This is a genomic window from Mucilaginibacter sp. 22184 (assembly GCF_052045695.1).
Lineage (GTDB): Bacteria > Bacteroidota > Bacteroidia > Sphingobacteriales > Sphingobacteriaceae > Mucilaginibacter.
This window is the reverse complement of the sequence record NZ_JBQEPI010000004.1, coordinates 286,966-302,897: the sequence shown is the minus strand read 5'-3', so window position 1 is coordinate 302,897 and position 15,932 is coordinate 286,966. Positions and strand designations below refer to the sequence as shown.

At 43.9% G+C, this 15,932-nt stretch carries 9 protein-coding genes; 2 read left to right on the top strand and 7 right to left on the bottom strand.

Annotation, left to right across the window (positions count from 1 at the left end):
* Positions 1-61: 61 nt before the first annotated feature.
* From ACTJKG_RS11155 to ACTJKG_RS11130, 6 genes are all read right to left on the bottom strand, one after another.
* The gene (locus ACTJKG_RS11155; RefSeq protein ID WP_440739243.1) at positions 62-1,978 is read right to left on the bottom strand and encodes a M1 family metallopeptidase; all 1,917 of its coding nucleotides are present in this window, start codon (positions 1,976-1,978) and stop codon (positions 62-64) included.
* Between the two features lie 91 nt (positions 1,979-2,069).
* Positions 2,070-2,501, bottom strand: a complete 432-nt coding sequence (locus ACTJKG_RS11150) for a MarR family winged helix-turn-helix transcriptional regulator (protein WP_172334715.1) — start codon at positions 2,499-2,501, stop codon at positions 2,070-2,072.
* Between the two features lie 11 nt (positions 2,502-2,512).
* Entirely contained in the window at positions 2,513-5,797 is a 3,285-nt protein-coding gene (locus tag ACTJKG_RS11145; protein ID WP_440739242.1) for an efflux RND transporter permease subunit, read from the bottom strand.
* Between the two features lie 5 nt (positions 5,798-5,802).
* A complete protein-coding gene (locus ACTJKG_RS11140; RefSeq protein WP_172334713.1) occupies positions 5,803-9,054 on the bottom strand; it encodes an efflux RND transporter permease subunit in 3,252 nt (1,083 codons plus the stop codon).
* A 47-nt stretch (positions 9,055-9,101) separates the two neighbouring features.
* Positions 9,102-10,286, bottom strand: a complete 1,185-nt coding sequence (locus tag ACTJKG_RS11135; protein WP_440739241.1) for an efflux RND transporter periplasmic adaptor subunit — start codon at positions 10,284-10,286, stop codon at positions 9,102-9,104.
* Positions 10,287-10,303: 17 nt separating this feature from the next.
* Entirely contained in the window at positions 10,304-11,791 is a 1,488-nt protein-coding gene (locus tag ACTJKG_RS11130) for a TolC family protein (RefSeq protein WP_172334711.1), read from the bottom strand.
* Between the two features lie 1,438 nt (positions 11,792-13,229).
* On the opposite strand from ACTJKG_RS11130, the gene ACTJKG_RS11125 reads away from it, so the two are divergent.
* Positions 13,230-14,141, top strand: a complete 912-nt coding sequence (locus ACTJKG_RS11125) for a polysaccharide lyase (protein ID WP_440739240.1) — start codon at positions 13,230-13,232, stop codon at positions 14,139-14,141.
* A 2-nt stretch (positions 14,142-14,143) separates the two neighbouring features.
* Here the strand turns inward: ACTJKG_RS11125 and ACTJKG_RS11120 are convergent, their stop codons facing one another.
* A complete protein-coding gene (locus ACTJKG_RS11120; protein ID WP_440739239.1) occupies positions 14,144-15,070 on the bottom strand; it encodes a glutamate--tRNA ligase family protein in 927 nt (308 codons plus the stop codon).
* Between the two features lie 133 nt (positions 15,071-15,203).
* Between ACTJKG_RS11120 and ACTJKG_RS11115 the strand changes: the two genes are divergently transcribed.
* Positions 15,204-15,905, top strand: a complete 702-nt coding sequence (locus ACTJKG_RS11115) for a GIN domain-containing protein (RefSeq protein WP_440739238.1) — start codon at positions 15,204-15,206, stop codon at positions 15,903-15,905.
* Positions 15,906-15,932 lie beyond the last annotated feature (27 nt).

Here is a 15,932-nt window from a genome sequence, read left to right as displayed (position 1 = left end):
ATGCAAAAAGAGCAAGCGTGTGAAAACGACAAATTAAGGGCAGTTTGCGACAGACTACATGCTATTTAACCACATAGCTATTATCCGAGGTATTGGCATCCAAAAATACCCCTGTATTTATCTCAACGGCTTTTACTACCCTGTCTGTTTGAAACACAAAGCTGACAGCCTGCGGATTTTGCTCCCATATGGCAGGTGTTTGGTGTATGATCTTGCAGGTGCCATCCAGGCAGATAATTTTAACATCAAAGGGGATATAAAACCCACCGGTGTTTTTGATAGTGATGGCGTAGCCATCTTTGGTTTTGTTTACCTTTTGTAATGACAGATCGATATAACCATTGCTGAAAAACCAATTGTTGAAGAACCAGTTCAGGTTTCGGCCAGATTTATCGCTCATGGAATTAAAGTAATCCCAGGGAACCGGATGTTTACCATGCCAGTTGTCCATATAACCTTTTAACGATCTTTTAAACAGGTCATCACCCAGCAGGTCCTTCAACGCAAAGTGGCTCAAAGCCGGTTTTCCATATTCGTTATTGGAAAGGCCATCTCTTAATTCGCTCGTAGGCGTGATGATGGGCAGATCTTCCGGGGCTGATGGATCACTGATCCACGGTTTTACCCGGAGCTCAGTCCATAGCGCATCGGTGCTTTCCTGACCTATTTCTGTGGCGCCTATCAACCTTTCGAAGGTGGTGGCCCAGCCTTCGTCCATAAAACCATAGCGACTTTCATTGGTACCCATATAAAACGGAAACCAGGTATGAGAGATCTCATGATCCAGTAAAAGCTGAGCAAAACTCAAATCATCTTTATGGCTGGCGTTAAGCATCATGGGGTATTCCATATCCGCATATCCCTGAAAAACGGTCATTTTTGGATACGGGTAAGGTACACCTGGTAAATTGTTCGAAAACCACTTTAAGGCGTACTGCCCAAATTTTACTGCAGAGTGAAAATCGGCGGCACTATCCAGGTAAGCTGCCTGTATGCTTGCTCTTCTACGTGTAGAATGATCAACAACTACACTTGCCGCATCCCAAACATAATGATCGCTTATGCCTACAGCCATGTCGCTGATATCATCCGCCTTCCAGATCCAGGTATTGAGCTTGGTTTTTGCGGCGATGTTCTTTTGGGCAAGGTCGGCAGGAGTGACTACGTGTATGCTAGAGTCGCTGTTCATGGAGCTTTGCAAACGCTTGGCATACTCTGGTTGTAGTACCTCCTTTGGATTTTGTAAGGTTCCTGTTGCCCACACCAAAAAATCAGATGGCACTTTAACCTGCAGGGTATAGTCATTAAAATCGTTGTAAAATTCCTGGATATCTAAGAAAGGGAGTTTATCCCAGCCATTATAATCGTCATAAACGGCTACCCTCGGGTAAAAATAGCCCAGGTAGAAAGAGGTGGAATCAATAACCCCTTCGCGACCCGCACCCAAAGCCAGTTCATAATGCCAGGTAATATCCAATTTTACAGATTGATGTGGCAGTAAAGGTTTTGACAGGGCGATAGTTTGATTGGTTGTGGCATCCTGATTGTTTACCGTTACAGGCTGGCCATCTATTGAAAAACTATCCATCTGCACACCCTGGGTTAAATAGTTGGCTTGCGCATTGGCAAATCGTGCCGCTCCCGGTTTGTGTATGTTCATGATTAGCTTCATATTCAGTTCTTTGAGCGTATCCGGACTGTTGTTACTGTAGATGATCTGCTCGGTTCCCTGGATATTTCTGCTGGGAGGTAATACAGTTAAGGTGATGTTGTAGCTGCTGTGATTTTGCCAGTAATTTTTACCAGGTTTCCCATCTGCCGACCGGGTTTTGTTTTTAAAAGCTTGTTTCAGGTCGCGGGGATAGTACAGGCATTGGGCACGTAATTGTGCATGTTCAATAAGCAGGAGGGCGGTTATGAAGGAGATGAGTGATAGGCTTTTTTTGATGAATTTTAAATCTGCTGTTAAATATTTCATGGTAGATATTTTGAACCATGACACATTTAACAGCAGATAACCCTGACAGCGATCTGAAAAATATTATACTTTTATGAAAAGTATTTCAAATTCAGTGCTTGTTTTTAGTCAGGTTTTGCATTATCGCTTCGGCCACCTCGAAAAAAGTATCCAGTTTTTCTTCGCTGATGCCGGTATTAGCCAATTCATTTACCTCTTTTACTTTTGTTTCGATATAAGGAATAGACAGTAAAGCATGAGGTGATAAGGAGATATAATGCTGACGCCTGTCGGCGGGGTTTGTTTTCACGATCAGCATTTTTCGCTGTTCCAGTGAATAAACAATACTCACCACCCTCGATTTATCAACGTGCAGCAATTCTGCTAATTTATTTTGCGTTATCGGGCCCTTTTGTTGGGCCAAAATCAACAATACTTCAAAATGATGATTCACCTTGATAGATGATAATTCCCTGGAGAGGTTCTTATTATATAAATAATTGATCAGTCTTAAATTTTCTGATATCAGCTGTGTGTGTTTCATAGATCGCTACGCTATTTGTTATTTTCATTTGCTGTTTGCTTGTCCGCGTTATGTTTGGCATTGGCTTCGGCAATATCATATTCCAGTTCGGGGTCGATATTCTGGGCCTCTACTTTGCGGGCCTTTTCCATTAATTCTTCATGATGTTCCTGCAAATAAGCCAGCTGCTTTTTACCGTAAGAAAAACGGGTAAATAATACAAAGAGCACAGGCACAATAAATATGGAAATGGTTGACGAGGCTATCATCCCCCCTAAAACCGTGATGCCAATGGTATTTCTGGATTCGGCACCAGCACCTGTTGCTAAAACCAGCGGTAATACGCCTAAAATAAATGCCAGGGAGGTCATGATGATAGGGCGCAAACGCAGGCGTACGGCTTCCAATGTCGATTTGATCAACTCCTCACCTCGATCCACCCTTATTTTGGCGAATTCCACAATGAGGATGGCGTTTTTTGCCGAAAGGCCTATCAAGGTGATTAATCCTATCTGAGCATATACGTTATTGGTAACCGTAGGCACAACAGTAAGCGCCAGAATAGCGCCAAAAGCACTGATGGGAACCGCGAGCATTACGGAGAAAGGTACCGACCAGCTTTCGTACAACGCCGCCAGGAACAGGAATACAAAAATGATGGAAAACATGAAGATGTAAACCGTGGTTGAACCCGCCTTGATCTCCTCATAGCTTAAGCCCGAAAATTCATAGGTGTATCCGCGCGGTAATGTTTTAGCTGCTAATGCTTTTAACGCCTCAATAGCCTGGCCACTGCTATATCCCGGCGGTATAGAACCATCAACCTCGGCCGAGCGGAAAATATTGAAGTGGGTGATCAACGGGGCCGCTACAATAGGCTTATAGCTGATCACTGTGCTTAAAGGCAACATTTGTCCAACAGAATTATGTACGTAATACTTGTTCATGTTGGAGATGAGTGCGCGATAAGCTGTATCGGCCTGCACAACTACGTGGTAGGTGCGGTTATACAGCGTAAAGTTGTTGACGAACAAACTACCCATGTAGGCTTGCATGGTCGAGAAAACATCAGATATATTAATGCCCAGCTTTTCGCATTTTTCACGGTCGACATTCAACTCATAACTTGGCGTATGTGCCGAAAAGTAGCTATACGCGCCTGCTGTAGCCGGATTGGCTTTTGCCGCTGCCACAAACTTTTTAACCACTTTTTCAAAAGCATAAATATCGTCGGTGGTGTTACCTTGTTCAATCTGCATACTAAAACCGGCTGCCTGGCCTATACCCCTGATGGGAGGAGGTTGAGCTACCACCACGTTAGCATTTTTGATACCCGCTTTGGCTATCTTTTGTTTGATCACATTCATCAGTCCGGGTACACGGGTATTTGGAGTGGTACGATCGTCCCAGGGAGTAAGCATACAAAACATGGAACCATTGTTGGAGTTGGCCCCGCCATTGAGTATGTTAAAGCCCGATATGGCCGTGTAATGCAATATGCCCGGTGTCGAGGCCACTATTTTCATCAGCTTCTCCATGACCGTAACGGACTGAATGGTTGATGAGGCCTCGGGTAGCTGGTAGGTTACGTATAAACGCCCGCCATCTTCTGCCGGTACAAATCCGGATGGTTTAACCCTGAACATGATATAGGTACCTACACAAATACACACCAGTATGATAACAATATACCGGGCCCCTTTAATACTGCGGTGAACGCCGTTAGTATATTTCAGGGTGATCTTTTCAAATCGCTTGTTAAAAGCATCAAAGAATTTGGTTAGCCAGTTTGATTTTTCGGTTACCGGTGGCGTTGGCCTTAACAGCAAAGTACAAAGCGCTGGTGTTAGCGACAAGGCCACAAAAGCCGAAAGAATAACTGATATGGCTATGGTAATAGCAAACTGTTGATACAAACGACCCACAATACCCGGAATAAAGCCAACCGGCACAAATACCGATGCCAGGATCAAGGCTATCGCGATCACCGGCGCGGCGATCTCCTTCATGGCCTGATAGGTAGCTTCCTTGGGTGACAACCCCTTCTCATCTATATAATGCTGCACCGCCTCTACCACAATAATGGCATCATCCACCACAATACCAATGGCCAGCACAAAACCAAACATAGTTAGCGTGTTGATGGTGAATCCCAGCGGTATAAAGAATATAAACGTTGCCAGGATAGATACTGGGATAGCCAGTATAGGTATGAGTGTTGAGCGCCAGTTTTGCAGGAACAGGAACACCACAATAGCCACTAAAGCTAATGCTTTAACCAGGGTGCCTATTACCTCCTGCATCGATACCTTGATGATGGTTATTGACTCAAAAGGCACTACATAATCCACATCTTTTGGGAAGGATTTTTTGAGTTTGGCCAGCGCGGCGTAAACATTCTCGGCAGTTTGCAAGGCGTTACTTCCGGGCGATTGGTATACCTGTATGGTTGATGCCCGGTTGCCATCCACAAAGGCGTTACTGGAAAAGGTGAACTTACCCAGTTCAACCCGGGCCACATCCTTAAGGTAAACCAATTGCCCGGTTCCGGGAATGGTTTTTACCACGATCTTTTCATAGTCCGAAACTTTGCTCAGCATCCCATTTACCAAAATACCAGTTTCAAAAGTTTGCGACGATTGTTGGGGCGGAGCACCGGCAGAACCGGCTGCAACATATACGTTTTGTCCATTAAGGGCAGCAGTAACATCAGCAGGCGTTAAACTGTAAGATGCCATTTTATCCGGATTGAGCCAGATACGCATGCTGAAATTATCGGTACGTGCACTAACATCGCCCACGCCGGGGACACGAAGTATGGCATCCTGGATAAACGTATTGGTATAGTTATCCAGGAAGGTGATGTTATGGGTGCGTTTAGGTGAGTAAATCGCGACCAGCATTAACTGATCGGGGTTACTCGCACGTACGGTCAGCCCCAGTTTACTTACCACGGAAGGTAGCAAGGGCGTGGCTATGCCCACCCGGTTCTGAACGTTAAGCGCGGCGATATGTACGTTGGTGCCTATTTTAAAGGTTACCCTTATACCCATGCTGCCGCTGTTGGTATTGGTACTGGTCATGTATTCCATGCCCGGTGTACCGTTTACCTGCTCTTCGATGGGAGTGGCCAGATTTTGCTCAACTGTTTGAGCATCAGCGCCGGTATACGATCCGTTTACCGATACGCTTGGCGGTGATATATTAGGATATTGGTCAACCGCCAGATTGAAAAGGCAGATCAGTCCCGCTATCATTAATACTAATGATATAACAATAGCGGTTACCGGCCTTTTTATAAATGTATTTGAAACCATCCTTGTTAGCTTTTATGTAATTCACGGGATTTTGCAATCTCATATTCCAGTTCGGGATCAATGTTTTGAGCTTCAACTTTTCTTGCTTTTTCCTTCAGATTTTCTTTGTGTGCCTGTAAGTACTCCAGCTTTTCTTTGCCATAGGAGAAGCGGGTTATCAGCACAAACAATACTGGTACAATAAATATGGCCAGCGTTGAAGCCGCGATCATCCCGCCCAAAACGGTAAAACCGATAGTCCGCCGCGCTACCGCACCTGCACCTGTTGCCAATACCAAAGGCAATACACCCAAAACAAAGGCAAGTGAGGTCATGATGATAGGGCGTAAACGAAGACTTACGGCTTCCAGCGTTGATTTGATCAGCTCTTCGCCCATATCTACCCGCACCTTGGCAAATTCTACTATCAGGATCGCGTTTTTGGCCGCGAGACCTATCAACGTGATGAGACCAATTTGCGCGTACACGTTATTGGTTAAACTCGGCACCAGTACCAGGGCAAGGATTGCACCCATTGCGCCTACCGGTACAGCCAACAGTACAGAGAAAGGAACCGACCAGCTTTCATACAAAGCCGCCAGGAACAGGAATACGAAGGTGATGGAGAAGATGAATATATAAATAGTGGTTGAACCCGCCTTGATCTCCTCATAACTCAGTCCCGAAAACTCGTATTCATAACCCTGTGGTAAAATCCGTTTAGCCAGATCCTGCATGGCAGCAATGGCTTCTCCACTACTATGACCAGGTGCTGCAGAGCCATCAACCTCGGCAGTGCGGAAGATGTTGAAATGCGAGATCAGTGGTGGCGCGTCAACTGGCTTATAACTGATAACTGTACCCAGCGGAACCATATCACCGGCCTGGTTACGTACATAGTATTTGTCCATGTTATTTACCACTTTTCTAAAGGCCGTATCCGCCTGAACCACTACGTGAAACGTTCGGTTATAGGTGGTGAAGTCATTGATATAAAGACTACCCATATACGCCTGGATGGTGGTGAATACATCGGCTACGTTTACACCTAATTTCTCACACTTCTCCCGGTCTACCGTTAAGCTATAGTTGGGGGTGTGAGCGGTATAAAAGGTAAACGCCTTGCTGATAACCGGGTTTTTATTGGCTTCGGCAACAAAGTTTTTCACCACTTTTTCAAAGTCCTGCAAATTATCAGAGGTGTTGCGTTGTTCTATCTGCAAACTGAAGCCCACAGTTGTACCAATACCAGGAAGGGGTGATGGTTGGATAACTTCCACATTGGCATCCCTGATACCAGCATCAGCAATACGTTTTTGCAGCTCGCCAATGATTCCTGGTACCTGCTCGGTGGATTTACTGCGCTCATCCCATGGGGCAAGCTGGCAATAAATAGTACCGTTGTTGGAGTTACTGGCATTGGTTACCACGTTGAGACCGGATAGAGCCGCGTAATGGGCCACACCGGGTGTCGATCCGATAACTTTCATCAATCTGGACATTACATCAACAGAAGCCGCGGTAGAAGATGCCGGCGGTAGCTGGAAGGTCACATACAGGTTGCCATCATCTTCAGAAGGAATAAAGCCCGATGGCTTATTCTGGAATAAGAAATAGGTGCCCACGCAAATGCAGATCAAAATGATCACCACAAAACGCGATGCCTTGATGCTTTTTCTTACACCTTCGGTATAACTGGCGGTTACCTTTTCAAACCAGGTATTGAACTTGAAGAACAATTTGTTAATGCCTTTGGCGTCTTTATCCAGGTGTGATGGTTTTAACAGAAGGGTACATAGCGCCGGTGTTAAGGAAAGGGCTATAAATGCCGATATGATCACCGATATGGCGATGGTAATGGCGAATTGTTGATACAAGCGCCCCACAATACCCGGGATAAACCCAACCGGAACAAACACCGCCGCCAATATCAGCGCGATAGCAATTACCGGTGCCGAGATATCCTTCATGGCCTGGTAGGTAGCTTCTTTAGCCGACATGCCATCATGGTCGATATAATGCTGCACGGCTTCTACCACGATAATGGCATCATCCACCACAATACCAATGGCCAGCACAAAACCAAACATGGTTAGGGTGTTGATGGTAAAGCCCAGGGGGATAAAAAAGCAGAAGGTGCCAAAAATAGATACGGGAATAGCCAGTACCGGGATCAGGGTCGAGCGCCAGTTTTGCAGAAAAATAAATACCACAACGGCAACCAGCGCCAGGGTTTTTAACAGCGTTCCTACCACATCCTCCATAGAAACCTTAACCACGGTAACCGATTCAAAAGGAACTTTGTATTCTACATCCGATGGAAAGTTGGTTTTCAATTTAGCCAGCGCCGCGTATACACCGTTGGCGGTTTCCAACGCGTTACTGCCCGGTGCCTGGTAAATTTGCAGATAGGAGGCTTTATGCCCATCAACAAAGGAGTTGCTCGAAAAAGTAAACTTACCCAGTTCAACCCGGGCAACATCTTTCAGGTAAACCAGTTGGCCCGTGGCCGGTACTGTTTTTACAATAACTTTTTCAAATTCAGATACTTTGCTCAATCGACCATTAACCAGGATACCCAACTCATAAGTCTGGCTTGATGCCTGTGGCGGCACACCGGCCGTACCGGCCGCTACCTGCACGTTTTGCGCATTAAGGGCATTGATCACGTCCTGTGGGGTTAAGCTGTAAGCAGCCATTTTATCCGGGTTCATCCAGATACGCATACTGAAGTCATCGGTAAAGCGGTTGATACTGCCTACACCTGGTACGCGCAATAAAGCATCCTGAATAAATATATTGGTGTAGTTATCCAAGAAGGTGATATTATGCGTTCCTTTCGGCGCATAAATAGCCACCATCATCAGCATACTGGGGTTAACCGCGCGAACAGTAAGGCCAAGACGGCTTACTACAGCTGGTAGCAGTGGAGTAGCAATACTCACCCGGTTTTGCACATCAAGTGCGGCAACGTCAATGTCTGTTCCCATTTTAAAGGTCACGTTCATGCTCATTTGCCCGTTATTGGTGTTATTACTTTGCATATATTCCATGCCTGGAGTTCCGTTTACCTGTTCTTCAATAGGGGTGGCCACGGTTTGTTCAACGGTTTGCGCATCGGCACCGGTAAACTGACCGTTCACCTGTACAATAGGCGGCGTAATATCCGGATATTGGTCTATCGGTAAAAGCAGTATACTTACTGTACCGGTAATGATGAGTACAATAGATATAACTATAGCAGTTACAGGTCTTTTAATGAAGGTGTTAGCAATCATACAATACTTTGTCTAAAAATTTCAGATTGTGTTTTTTGGCGATGCTATTAGCGTCCGCCCCTGCCACCGGCTGATGGCCCAATCTTATTAGCCGTTGTAATCCGTGAGCCATCATGTAACAGCTGCACACCGTCAACCACTATCCGGTCACCATTATTAATACCGCTTTTGATGATCATGTTAGGTCCTATAGTTTGACCCACTTGAACTTTTTTCTGCACTGCAACCAGTTTCTTTATCTTTTGCTTGGCAGAGTCGGCACCTGCTTTTGGATTGTTCATCAGGCTGTCTTTAGCGGTATACACAAAGTATTCGCCCATTTGCTCAACCACGGCTTTGCCCGGAACCAGCAACTGCGGACCTTTCTCCTGGTTATGAACTCGCACTACGCAGCTCATCCCAACCCTAAGCATACCTTTGGGATTTGGAAACACAAGCCTGATAGTAATAGAACCTGTTTGTGAATTAACCGCACGGTCGATCACCGAAATTTTTCCGTTGATGGGATAAAGACTATTATCAGCCAATAGAATGGTAAAAAGTGAATCGGTGGTTTGCTGTTTGTTTTGCTGTAATAGTTCAAAACGGGGCAGTTGTTTTTCGTTGATCACAAAATCAACCGCCATCGGGTCATCTGTTGATATGGTATTCAATACCGTTGAGCCTACTGTAACCACGTTGCCTAATTTTACCTGGCTAAAACCTATCGTGCCATCAAAAGGGGCGTAAACCGTGGCATAATTTAAATTTGTGCGGGCTGTTTTTACCGCCTGATCTGCCGATTTAACCTGGCTCTGCGAGTTTTGCAGCGTAATTACCGCATGGTCATAAAGCTGTTTGGCAACGGCGTTGTATTTATTCAGGTATTCATAACGGTCGGCGTCCTGTTGCGATTGTACTAATGTGCCTTCGGTTACCTTGCGGTTGGCTACTGCAGCATCATAGCTGTCCTGGTATATGCGCTTATCGATCTCGTATAATTTCTGACCTTTTTTTACATGAGTACCTTCTGTAAAAAATATACCTGTAACGGCACCCTGAACCTGTGGCAACAGCGTAACCTGGCTAAGCGCCGCCGTGGTTGAAGGATATTGATCATAATACAACACATGTTTTTCCTTAACCTTAAACAGGTTAACAGGAACTTCAGGATTAACGGGTGGTTGCTTTTTATTGCACGCTGCCAGAATAGTAAGGCTTATAAAAATGGCATTTAAAAATACTCTTTTCATGGAGTTGGTTTTTTATATTAATAAGTGATATCTCCCATTGCTTTTTCCAGGTCAATTTTGCTCGAAAGCAGCTGGAACAGCGCGTTGGTGTAGTTGATTTCTGCGGTAATTAAGTTCGATTCGGCGGTTATAACATTCAGGTAAGCCACAATACCTTGTTTGTACTGAAGGTCGACCACAAAGTATACCCGCTTGGCCATGGCCACGTTTTTCTGCTGAACATTAAAGTTGTAAAGGTTACTCCGGTAATCGGCCAATCCTGTGGCATACTCTTTATGTAATTGCAGTTTCAGATCCGCCTCGTCCCAACCGATCAGTTGTTCCTGCAAATGCGATTTATGCAAATTATGCAGGCGGGCAAACCCGGTAAATATGGGTATGCTGATGGATAAACCTACCAACGAACTTGGGTAGGATTTGGATAAAAGATTCGGAAAACTGTTGTTCGCGAACTGTGCACTGTAGTTAAAAAATCCCGATACGGAAGGTAAAAACTGATACCTGTAATAGCTGCTTAATTGAAGCTGCAAATCCTTTTTGGTTTGGATCTGTTGATACTCTATCCGTTTTTCATATTGCAGCTGCTTGGTAGTATCGATCTGGATATCGTTCATCATCTGTACCGTATCGATACTGACATTAAAATCCTTATCAGGCTCATAACCCATTAATTGTTTTAAAGCAGCGTATTGAGGTACCACATTTTCATTGGCCTGCTTAAGCTGAGCCCTGGAATTGTTGAGGGTGATGGTTGCCTGCAGATAATCCGTTTCATCAACAATACCGCCTTTATATTGGTGGTAAGTATCGCGAAGATTTTTACCCAAGCGGGTAGTGTCTTCCTTTAAAACGTTGATCTGCTGTAGTGTAAGCAATACATTATAGAATGATTTACTTACTGCCGATACCAGGAATATTTTGGTGCTATCAGTTACTTGCTGGGCTTGTTTAACCAACAGGGGGGCAGTTTTAGCAGCATATAATAAATTAGGGCTCACTATAGCTTGTGTAACAGCCAGCTCGGGAATAAATGTATTGGAATAACTCGAACGCACATTAGTGCTTGATCCAGTGCCGGTACCCGTACTGCCGGTGGTAGTGCCACCGGTACCCACACCTGTTGATATATTGGCGTTAGATTGCTGTATATAATGGATGAGGTTACCATTGGCATTGGCCTGGGGCAACCAGGCCGACAGATTAATGGCATTGGTTGTTTTGGCGATATCGACATTGATCAGTGATTTATTTAACGCTGGCTGATGGATCATAGCATACTCGATACATTGTTTCAGTGTCATGTACTGATCGCTGCTGTTGCCCGGGTTTGTAGCGTTGGGCATAACAGGAAAGCCAACTTTATTAGTGTCCGGGATATTTTCCGGAACTGGGAACGATTTGGTTTTAGGCTTAGCATTTTGCGCCTGTGCGCTCAATGATAAGAGTAGCAAACCCGCGAATACAACGAAAAGGTTGTGCTTAATATTAAAATGTATTTTGTTCATTTCAAAACATATTGTTTGTGCCTTCCGGCACATCCGTATTTAGTTTTATCAGGATTATGGTTCAGTTGATGATTATCTGCTTGTTTTTTGAGCAATAGATTTTAAAAAACAGCTGAACAAACTGAGATATTATTCCATATGAAAACCGGAATAATACATATCGTGAATCGGAACCTCTGTTAATGAGAAGCTTCAATCAATTAGAGCAGGAAATAGCAGGAGAGAATCAGATCCTAAGCGTACACAATCTCAGATATGAACTCGGTGATAGTGCACCTGGTTGACTTACATGAGTGTTATGTTTTTTAACTATAGCCAGTGAAATAAGGCTACCTAAAAAGAAAGATAAAATAAGGACAAAATCCTTATCTGGAGGGGTTATTAAAGCTTTACGGTTGTTTTCGATGCCTCGCTGAAAAGGTATCCTTACATTACCCGCGCTTTGGTTTTTATGAAGAAGATCTACACTTGAAGACGATTGAGACTTGTCGATCGGAGTATAGAACCTGGGCATCGAAGCGATGTGGATCAAAGATATAGCCTGTAATATCACTAAAAGTGATAAAACGATACATTGCTTTATGATCTGTTTCCGCGTTTTCACGACATAATTTTAACTGCTGTAAAAATACAGTTTTACCTATCAACTGTTTTGTAATTATTTAGATACAGAAAATAATACCTCAAACAAAATAAGTTCAGGATTTTAATAAAAAGAGATTTATCCAGGCCAAATATTGCCTAAATAATAGAAATAACAAGCTTTTTAAGTCTCTGTCATTTATTTGGTAATTCATGAAGTTTTTATGAAGAGGCCTTGACGAGGGTCAGAAGGTGATGTTTTGTGACCTGCCAGTTTGCCCTTAAAGGCAAACAGCGGTTACCGCGAAACGGCCTCTTTTTCATGATTAATTGAGTGGGTAAGAAATAAATCGTTGAAAGATGTATTTTACATTATAATACAAAAAAATAGATATTTATAGTCCTGCGTTATTGGCCTGGTTAGTATTCAACAGTCTCCCATGTTTTTGCTATAATTAGATTTAAGTGGTGTGATTATGAGGGTTTTTACGAAAACGATTGCGCAAATAAAATCGGGATATTGTTGCAATATTATCTTTTAGTTAAATAGTTTTGATATGATGTTACAGTGCTCACCGCCTGTACAATAACCAATTAACCAAATGGAAGTCAGTACTCATTTGGAGCTTAAACCGCAGTCAATACATCAAATAATTATTTATTAAAATTTTAACGGAATTGGAAAAATAACACATTTCGCAGGGCATTGCCATGCTTGTACATTTCATTTATATCCGCTTTAACCTTATCACTAAGCCGATATACAATCCTGAGTTTTACAGTTGAAAACCGCTGCAGCAAATCATCAACTTTTAACTATAACCAATTAACCAATTTATCATTTAAAACCAGTACTATGAAAAAGAACGTTTTAAGATCGGGGGCAGCTATCATGCTTATCGGTCTCTCGCTTACCGCCTGCAAAAAGGAAGCGAATGCGCCAAACAATGTTGATGACAAACAGCCCGTTGTAAACGGCCCTAATCTGGCGGTCGATGCGGTAAACAGCAGCTTTACTGCCAACTGGAATAACCGGACTAACGGGGCTACCTACACCCAGTCGCAAGCCAATGCCGATTTGGGTAATACGAGTTCCTGGAACGACAGGGCTTACACTACCAATGGTAAGGATAATACCGTAGGCAGCCGTGTTACACTGTTGCCTGGTCAGCTTTCGGGTGCGGGTGGTTTGGTAACCAATATCAGTATAGGGGCAGGTACCGCTTACGAAATGGACTATGATGTAAAATTTCACAGCCAGTTTAACTGGAGCCGTGGCGGTAAAGTAGGCTTCGGTTTCGGTATAGGCGAGCACAATACCGGTGGCGACGCTGCCTGGGATGGCAACGGCGGAACTTTACGCTTAATGTGGTATTCGCCAAACTCTAACCCAGGTCGGGTATATTTTCAGCCATATCTTTATTACAAGGATATGAATGGTGGCCCGTCATCAGGCAACAACTTTGGCGATACATTTGGTAAAACCTATCCTACAAGTGGCGCCCTGGTTAAAGGACAATGGTATCATGTGCACATGTATATTAAAAGCAATACAGGCAGCAATACCAATGGCCATGCCCAAATTGTGATTGACGGTACCGTTGTGCTTGACCAGGATATCCGATGGACAACCAATGACTCTAAACGGATGATTGACCAGCTAACCTGGCATACCTTCAGAGGGGGAAGCCAGGATTATTGGACGGCCAATACTACCGATTATATCTATTACGATAATCTCAGTGTACACCGTATAAGCACCAACTAAACTTAAATGTCAGACCCTGTTCCGCTCATTGTCGGAGCAGGGTTGTTTTTATAAAAGGATAGTACCGCATCTGCCAGCTGTTCCCAACTGCTGATAGCTATATGGAGCCCCAGCATATCGGCTATCATTGTATAAATTTGCGCCTGGGTTTTACCGTTTTGACGCAGGTAAAGTACCGAAGTGGCTCCTGCCGATTTGGATAGTTTTTGGTTCTGCTCATCTGTAAGCAGAGGATGATGATAAAAAGTAATATCCCGGAATTCGTTTTTACCCAGAGCCAATGCCAACTCATGCTGAGCCAAAGTAGATGACCAAAGATCCTGCCCGCGGACAATCAGGTCGATACCATAAAACAGGTCGTCTATTACCGAAGTAAGCTGGTAGGCGGGAAACCCGTCTTTTTTCCTGACCACAAAATTTTGCATGTCCATAGGTAAATTAATGGCCACGGTTTGCCCATTGTAATCCCTGATGGTTAGCTCGCGGTTATTGTGGGTATGCAAGCGCCATGCTGCATCTTTTGTATCCAGCGGAATTTTACGATTGAAGCAGGTACAAGTTTCTTTTTCCAGTTGTTTGCGCGAGCAGGTGCAGGCAAACAGGAATCCATTGTTCCTTAATTGTTTATTAGCTTCGGCATAAAGCTCCAACCGGTGTATTTGCGAGTAGGTGTTTTTAAATTCTTCAACATTACGGGGACCTTCATCCCAGGGGATCTCTAAAAAATTCAGGGTGTCAAAAATATCCTGTATATATTTTTCATCAGCACGGGCCTGATCAATATCGTCTATCCTTAACAATATTTTAGCTCCATGTTGTTTGGCCAATGCAACCGTCAGCGCAAACGACAGAATATTACCCAAATGCAAAAAGCCGCTGGGGGTAGGAGCTATACGGGTTTTGTTAAAACGGACAGACTGATCGGGCATTTAAATAGGAACTTTATATACTAACTTCATCCAAAATAATAAAATAACCTCTTTCGGAAAGAAAATACCTATCCTTCATTATTTGTTGCAACTATTTGCCATTATATAGCGTCTCCTAAAAAACAATCGAATTATGAAAAGAAAAATCTTTATCCTGTTTACATTGGCTATAACCATGCTATCTTTAAATACATTCGCCCAAAGCGGGCAAACCAGATCTGTTTCTGGCTTTAGCAGTATAGAATCGGGCGGTCCCTTTAATGTGCACGTTAAAATTGGCGGTACGGAAAGCGTTCGTTTGGATGTTGACGACGATGTAGTAAACGATGTTAAAACCGATGTAGAAGGCGGTGTTTTAAAAATAGGCTTCCGTCGTAATTTTTCCCTGCGTAACCATAACATTAAACGGGGCGACATTTATGTTACCGCCAAATCGTTAAACGGATTGAGCAACAGCGGCTCTGGTAATCTTGATCTTGATGGTGTCCTGACTGGTCAAAGCGTATCCGTAATATTAAGCGGATCTGGCAATATGCGTGTGGCTGTAAAAGCATCCGCTTTAGAAACACGCATCAGTGGTTCTGGTGGTATACACATTAAAGGCAATACCGAATCGGCTCAATTTCGTATCAGTGGTTCTGGTGAGATTAACGGTACTGGCTTAACTACAGAAACATTGGCCGCAAGCATCAGTGGCTCGGGCAGCATTTCTATTATCGCCAATAAAACTGTATCCGCACGTATCACCGGTTCAGGAGGCGTTTCGTACTCGGGCAATGCCACCATTGGCGAAACCAAGTACACCGGTTCGGGCAGGGTGAATAAAGTAAACTAATCTCTCATTTTATATAAACAGAAAAGA